Source organism: Streptomyces sp. NPDC019937 (assembly GCF_040631655.1).
GTDB lineage: Bacteria > Actinomycetota > Actinomycetes > Streptomycetales > Streptomycetaceae > Streptomyces.
Genome location: NZ_JBEYAL010000057.1, coordinates 35,891 through 42,869 on the forward strand (window position 1 = coordinate 35,891; position 6,979 = coordinate 42,869).

A 6,979-nucleotide genomic window follows, 5' to 3' on the forward strand; every position below is an offset into this window, starting at 1 on the left:
GTGAGAGGGCCGCCCACCCATGAGCAGTAGTACGACCAACACGACCACGATCAGTACGGCCGGTCCGCCGAGCCGCCGCAACACCGAGCTGGCCATGCTGGTGTTCGCGGTGATCATTCCGGTCTTCGCGTACGCCAACGCGGGCCTGGCGCTCAGCGACGAGCTGCCCTCCGGCATGCTCAGCTACGGCATCGGGCTCGGCCTGCTCGCGGGCGTCGGCCACCTGGTGGTGCGCAAGTTCGCGCCGTACGCCGATCCGCTGCTGCTGCCGATCGCCACGCTCCTCAACGGCCTCGGCCTCGTCATCATCTGGCGGCTGGACCAGTCGAGGCGGCTGGCCGGCCGGGCGGAGGCGATCGGCCAGACCTTCGCCCCCTCGGCGCCCAACCAGCTGATGTACTCGGCGATGGGCGTGGCCCTGTTCGTGGCCGTCCTGATCTTCCTCAAGGATCACCGGATCCTGCAGCGGTACACCTACATCTCCATGATCGGTGCGCTGATCCTGCTGATCCTGCCGATGTTCTTCCCGGCCCGGTTCGGCGCGCGCATCTGGATCACCATCGGCTCCTTCTCCATCCAGCCCGGTGAGTTCGCGAAGATCATCATCGCGGTCTTCTTCTCCGGCTACCTCATGGTGAAGAGGGACGCGCTCGCGCTGGCCAGCCGCCGCTTCATGGGGCTGTACCTGCCGCGCGGCCGTGACCTCGGTCCGATCATCGTCGTCTGGGCGATGAGCATCCTGATCCTGGTCTTCGAGACCGACCTCGGTACCTCGCTGCTGTTCTTCGGCCTGTTCGTGGTCATGCTGTACGTGGCGACCGAGCGCACCAGCTGGATCGTCTTCGGTCTGCTGATGTCCGCAGTCGGCGCGGTCGGAGTCGCCTCGTTCGAATCGCACGTCAAGGTCCGTGTGATGGCGTGGCTGCACCCCTTCGCGGTCTACGAGACCCCCCGGCCCAGCTGGGCCACCACCGACCAGATCGCCCTGGCCCTGATGTCCTTCGGCTCCGGCGGCGTCTCGGGAACCGGCTGGGGCCAGGGCGCCTCCGACCTGATCGGCTTCGCGGCCAACTCCGACTTCATCCTCGCCACCGTCGGCGAGGAGCTGGGGCTGGCCGGCACCATGGCCTTCCTGCTGCTGTACGGCCTCATCGTGGAGCGCGGCATGCGCACCGCCCTCGCCGCCCGGGACCCCTTCGGCAAGCTGCTGGCGGTCGGCCTGTCCGCCGCGTTCGGCATCCAGGTCTTCGTCGTCGCGGGCGGCGTGATGGGCCTCATCCCGCTGACCGGTATGACGATGCCGTTCGTGGCGTACGGCGGTTCGTCGGTGCTCGCCAACTGGGCGCTGATCGCGATCCTCATCAGGATCAGCGACACCGCCCGCCGGCCGGCACCCGCGCCCGCCCCCACCACTGACGCCGAGATGACTCAGGTGGTCCGACCGTGAACAAGCCCCTGCGCCGAATCGCGATCTTCTGCGGCCTTCTGGTCCTCGCCCTGCTGGTGCGGGACAACTGGATCCAGTACGTCCAGGCCGACGGGCTGAAGAACAACAAGAACAACCGCCGGGTCCTGATCGCCCGTTACAGCCAGCCGCGCGGCAACATCATCGTCGACGGCCGCCCGATCACCGGGTCGGTGGAGACCGACGGGACGGACTTCAAGTACAAGCGCACGTACAAGAACGGTCCGATGTGGGCACCGGTGACCGGGTACGCCTCCCAGGCGTTCGGCGCCACCCAGATCGAGAACCTCGAGGACGGCATCCTCACCGGCAACGACGACCGGCTGTTCTTCAACCGGACCGTCGACATGTTCACCGGCAAGAACCAGAAGGGCGGTGACGTCATCACCACCCTGAACGCCAAGGCCCAGGAGGCCGCGTACAAGGGCCTCGGCAAGAACAAGGGCGCCGTCGCCGCGCTCGACCCGCGCACCGGCAAGATCCTCGCCCTCGCCTCCACCCCGAGCTACGACCCGTCGAAGTTCGCGGGCAGCGGCAAGAGCGACGAGGAGACCTGGAACGCGCTGCAGCCGAAGAACGACAAGGACGACCCGATGCTGAACCGGGCGCTGCGGCAGACGTACCCGCCCGGCTCCACGTTCAAGGTCGTCACCGCCGCGGCGGCGCTGGAGAACGGCAAGTACACCGACATCGACGGGGCCACCAACTCGCCGGTGCCGTGGCGGCTGCCGCTGTCCACCCAGGACCTGCCGAACGAGGGGAACATCCCCTGCGAGAACGCGACCCTGCGGCAGGCCCTGCGCTACTCCTGCAACACCGTCTTCGGCAAGCTCGGTGACGACCTCGGCAAGGACAAGATGCTGGAGGAGGCGAAGAAGTTCGGGTTCAACGAAGAGGTCTTCATGCCCGTCCGCTCCGCCGCCAGCATCTACCCCGAGAAGATGGACCGGCCGGGCAACGCCCTGTCCTCCATCGGCCAGTTCGACACCCGCGCCACCCCGCTGCAGATGGCCATGGTCGCCTCCGCGGTCGCCAACGACGGCAAGCTGATGAAGCCGTACATGATCGACTCGCTGCGCGCCCCCAACCTGAACACGGTCGACCAGACCAGCCCGGAGGAGATGAGCCAGCCGCTCAGCTCGGAGAACGCGGGCAAGCTCCAGGACATGATGGAGACCGTGGTCAAGGAGGGCACCGGCACCAACGCCCAGATCCCGGGCGCCACGGTCGGCGGCAAGACCGGTACGGCTCAGCACGGCGTCGCGAACAGCGAGAACCCGTACGCCTGGTTCATCTCGTACGCCAAGACCGACGAGGGTTCCCCGGTCGCGGTGGCCGTCGTGGTGGAGGGTTCCGACACCCTGCGCAGCGACATCGCGGGCGGCAAGCTGGCGGCGCCGATCGCCAAGAATGTGATGAAGGCGGTACTCGACAGCGAGCGCGACAAGTGACGCCGGTCACGCCCTGATACCAATCCCGCACGTCGTCGTACCGGTCCGGTATCAAGTATCGGCCGAGGCCGGGTCCCGTAAGACGTGCCGGGTACCGTATGCGCGAGCAGCACTTCGCCGGTCCCCCACACAGGGTGCGGCCGGGAATGACGGAAGAGGGCTGGAGTAGCTATGGAAGAGCCGCGTCGCCTCGGCGGCCGGTACGAGCTGGGCTCGGTGCTCGGCCGCGGTGGCATGGCGGAGGTCTACCTCGCGCACGACACCCGCCTCGGCCGCACTGTCGCCGTGAAGACGCTCCGGGTGGACCTCGCCCGCGACCCGTCCTTCCAGGCCCGGTTCCGCCGAGAGGCCCAGTCGGCCGCCTCGCTCAACCATCCCGCGATCGTCGCGGTCTACGACACCGGCGAGGACTACGTCGACGGTGTCTCGATCCCGTACATCGTGATGGAGTACGTCGACGGCTCCACCCTGCGTGAGCTTCTCCACTCCGGGAGAAAGCTGCTCCCCGAGCGCTCGATGGAGATGACGGTCGGGATCCTCCAAGCCCTGGAGTACTCCCACCGGAACAACATCGTCCACCGGGACATCAAGCCGGCGAACGTGATGCTCACGCGCAGCGGCCAGGTCAAGGTGATGGACTTCGGCATCGCTCGCGCCATGGGCGACGCCGGTATGACCATGACGCAGACGGCGGCCGTCATCGGCACCGCGCAGTACCTCTCCCCCGAGCAGGCCAAGGGCGAGACCGTCGACGCGCGCAGCGACCTCTACTCCACCGGCTGTCTGCTCTACGAGCTGCTGACGGTGCGGCCGCCGTTCGTCGGGGACTCCCCGGTGGCCGTGGCCTACCAGCACGTACGGGAAGAGCCGCAGCCGCCGAGCACGTACGACCCCGAGATCACCCCGGAGATGGACGCGATCGTCCTGCGGGCCCTGGTCAAGGACCCCGACTACCGCTATCAGTCGGCCGACGAGATGCGGGCCGACATCGAGGCGGCCCTCGAAGGCCAGCCGGTCGCCGCGACCGCCGCGCTGGGCGCGGTCGGCTACGGCTCGAACGACCAGCCGACGACGATGCTGCGGCCGCAGGACACCGGTCCGGCGACCTCGATGCTGCCCCCGATGCGGGACGACGACGGCGGCTTCGGCTACGACGAGCGGCCGGAGCGGCGGCGGGGCGGCCCGGAGAAGAAGCGCAACCTCTCGACGATCCTGCTGGTGGTGGCCGGCATCCTGGTGCTGGTCGGTGCGATCTTCATCGGGAAGGCGCTCACCGGCAACGGTAAGAACGACGAGCAGGTCCCGGTGCCGTCGCTGGCCGGGAAGACGTTCAAGGAGGCCGCCGCCCAGGGGGAGAACGGCGACTTCAAGGTGAAGCAGGTCGGCTCCGACTTCTGCGACCAGGCCAAGAACACGGTCTGTGACCAGAATCCCAAGGGCGGCGGCGAGATCAAGCGGTACGGCACGGTCGAGCTGACCATGTCGAAGGGCAAGAAGCCGGCGGAGAAGATCGAGGTCCCCGACGTCCTCAACGTCCAGTTCGACTCGGCCGAGCAGTCGCTCAAGGACAAGGGCTTCGAGGTCGACAAGACGACCGAGGAGTCCGACCAGACCGCGGGCAAGGTGATCCGCCAGAGCGTGGAGGCGGGCAAGAAGGTCGCGCGGGGCACCACGATCACCCTGACCGTCGCCGCGCCGCAGCAGCAGGTCCCCGTCCCCGACGTGACCACCAAGAAGCAGGCGGACGCCGAGGCCACCCTCAAGGCGCAGGGCTTCAAGGTCCAGTCGACGGAGGAGGAGAGCGGCGACGCCGAGGCCGGCACGGTCATCAGGCAGGACCCGGCGGGCGGCGGTACGGCCGCGCCCGGATCCACCATCAACCTGACCATCGCCAAGGCTCCGGCCCAGCAGGAGCAGGTCCCGGTGCCCAACCTGGGCGGCCAGAAGCTCAAGGACGCCAAGAAGGCCCTCCAGGACCTCGGGCTCAACGTGGGCAACATCCAGGGCCCGCAGGACGACAACGCGACCGTGGTCGCCAGCAACCCCGGCGCCGGCACCCAGGTGCCCAAGGGGCAGTCCGTGAACCTCATCACGGTCAAGGGCAACGACGGCGGAGGCGACAACGGCGGAGGCTTCTTCGGCGGCCTCGGCGGCTAGCCCGCCTCGCACACGGCACCACCGCACGGGGAAGCCCCCGGCGCCCGGGAGAGGGCGCCGGGGGCTTCCCCGTTGGCGTAAAGCGTCAACAGGTGCTGCCTCAGCGCAGCTCCTTGGGGGGCGTACGGTCCGCGTCGACCTTCTCGGTACGCTCCAGCTCGCCCCAGACGATGTAGCGGTGCCGCGAGGTGAAGACCGGGGTGCAGGTCGAGAGGGTGATGTAGCGGCCCGCCTTCTTCTTGCCCGACTCCTTCGGGACCGCGTTCAGCACGTCCACGTTGAACTTCGAGGTCTCGGGCAGCGTCGCGTAGACCTTGTAGACGTACCAGGTGTCCCGGGTCTCGAAGACCACGGGATCGCCGTCGTGGATCTTGTCGATGTCGTGGAACTTGGCGCCGTGCCCGTCCCGGTGGGCGGCCAGCGCGAAGTTACCCGACTTCGCCCAGGGCATCGCGGCCTTGACGGGCTCCGTGTAGTACCCGGCGACGCCGTCGTTGAGGATCTCGGTCGAGGTGCCCTTCTTGACCAGCACCTCGCCGTCGCCCATGGCCGGCACGTGCAGGAAGCCGATGCCGTCCTTGGTGTCGAGCTCGCCCGGCCCCTGGGCGGCCCAGTGCTTGCGCACCTGGTCGCCCTGCTTCTTCGCCTCCCGGTCGGCGAGGACGTTCGTCCACCACAGCGAGTAGGCCACGAAGAGGGCCAGGATCAGCCCCGCGGTGATCAGCAGCTCGCCCAGCACTCCGATGGCCGCCGCGATCCGGCCGCGGCCGGGGTGGCCGGCCGCTCGCGTCTCGGACGGGGCGGGGTCCCGGCCCTGCCGCTGGTCGTGGTCGGTCCGTGCCACCGCGTGGTACCCCTTTTCTGGATCTTCCCGGTCCTACGAGACCAGTGCGTCCGGCTTCCCCTCGCTGCGCGGCCGCTCGTCGACCATCTTGCCCCAGACGATCATCCGGTACGTGCTGGTGAACTCGGGGGTGCAGGTCGTCAGCGTGATGTAGCGGCCCGGCTTGCCGAAGCCGGAGCCGGGCGGCACCGGGCCGATGACGCCCGTGTTGGAAGGGGACGTCTGCGGCAGGATGGTGGCCATGTCGTACGTGTAGAACCGGCTCTGCGTCTCGACGACGATCTTGTCGCCGGGCTTGAGGCGGTTGATGTAGCGGAACGGCTCGCCATGGGTGTTGCGGTGCCCGGCGAGCGCGAAGTTGCCCTTCTTGTCCCACGGCATCGCGGTCTTCAGCCTGCCCTTGCCGTAGTGGCCGACCATGCCCCGGTCGAGGACCTTGTGCTTGTCGATCCCCTCGGCGATCGGGGCCTTCACATCCAGCTTGGGGATGTAGATGATCGCGAATCCCTGACCGGGGGAGAACACGCCCGGATCGCGGTCGGCGCCCTTGGTGTCCCACTTCTTCTGCAGATCACCTGCCGCGCCGTCCGCCTGCTGGTGGGCCAGGATGTTGGTCCACCACAGCTGGTACGTCACGAAGAGCAGCATCACCACCCCCAGGGTGATGAACAGCTCGCCGATCACCCGGCTCGCCACCACGCCCGGGCTGTCCTTGCGGGCACGGGCGGCGCGCTTGGCCTCCATACGGGTTCGGGGCCGCGCCTCCGCGTCCGGCCGCGCCTCTCCGGAGGCGTCTGTGGCCCCTGTGACGGCCGTACCGCCCCGCGTCCGGGCTCCGTGCCGTCCGCCGCGCTTCGCGGCCTCCTGAGCCGCCCTGCGGCGGGCCGCACGGCCGCCGGGCGTACGGTCCGGCTCGACCGTACGCAGCGGCATCGTCCGGTCGTGGGGGGGGGGGGGGCCGGGGGGGGGGGCCCCCCCCCCCCCCGGGGCGCAGGTATCCCCCGCGGCGGGCGCCCGGGCCCCCCGGCCGCGCCCCCCCGCCGCCGCGGCCGCCGCCGGGCC

General features: G+C 69.1%; 4 protein-coding genes and 1 pseudogene. 3 read left to right on the forward strand and 2 right to left on the reverse strand.

Features of this window, described 5'->3' with window-relative positions; translation table 11 throughout:
- The first annotated feature begins 19 nt into the window (after nucleotides 1–19).
- The 3 genes from ABZ562_RS37270 to pknB all read left to right on the forward strand — a co-directional run bounded on the left by ABZ562_RS37270 (nucleotide 20) and on the right by pknB (nucleotide 5,073).
- Nucleotides 20–1,447, forward strand: a complete 1,428-nt coding sequence (locus tag ABZ562_RS37270; RefSeq protein ID WP_361488757.1) for an FtsW/RodA/SpoVE family cell cycle protein — start codon at nucleotides 20–22, stop codon at nucleotides 1,445–1,447.
- Nucleotides 1,444–2,916 carry a penicillin-binding protein 2 gene (locus ABZ562_RS37275; protein ID WP_361488760.1) on the forward strand — a complete coding sequence of 491 codons (1,473 nt, stop codon included), beginning with the start codon at nucleotides 1,444–1,446 and terminating at the stop codon, nucleotides 2,914–2,916. The genes ABZ562_RS37270 and ABZ562_RS37275 overlap by 4 nt, the downstream gene beginning before the upstream one ends.
- Nucleotides 2,917–3,087: 171 nt before the next feature.
- Nucleotides 3,088–5,073: a Stk1 family PASTA domain-containing Ser/Thr kinase gene (pknB, locus tag ABZ562_RS37280; RefSeq protein ID WP_361488763.1), complete on the forward strand. Its 1,986-nt coding sequence runs from the start codon at nucleotides 3,088–3,090 to the stop codon at nucleotides 5,071–5,073.
- 100 nt (nucleotides 5,074–5,173) lie between these two features.
- Here the strand turns inward: pknB and ABZ562_RS37285 are convergent, their stop codons facing one another.
- Nucleotides 5,174–5,917 (reverse strand): class E sortase, encoded by a 744-nt coding sequence (locus ABZ562_RS37285; protein ID WP_361488766.1) that lies wholly within the window; start codon nucleotides 5,915–5,917, stop codon nucleotides 5,174–5,176.
- 33 nt (nucleotides 5,918–5,950) lie between these two features.
- Nucleotides 5,951–6,814: pseudogene (locus ABZ562_RS37290) on the reverse strand (class E sortase); the annotation flags it as partial.
- Nucleotides 6,815–6,979 lie beyond the last annotated feature (165 nt).

What these genes read in the sequence shown, in the direction of transcription:
- ABZ562_RS37270 (WP_361488757.1), top strand. Translation starts at nt 20, where the DNA reads ATGAGCAGTAGTACGACCAACACGACCACGATCAGTACGGCCGGTCCG.
- pknB (WP_361488763.1), top strand. Translation starts at nt 3,088, where the DNA reads ATGGAAGAGCCGCGTCGCCTCGGCGGCCGGTACGAGCTGGGCTCGGTG.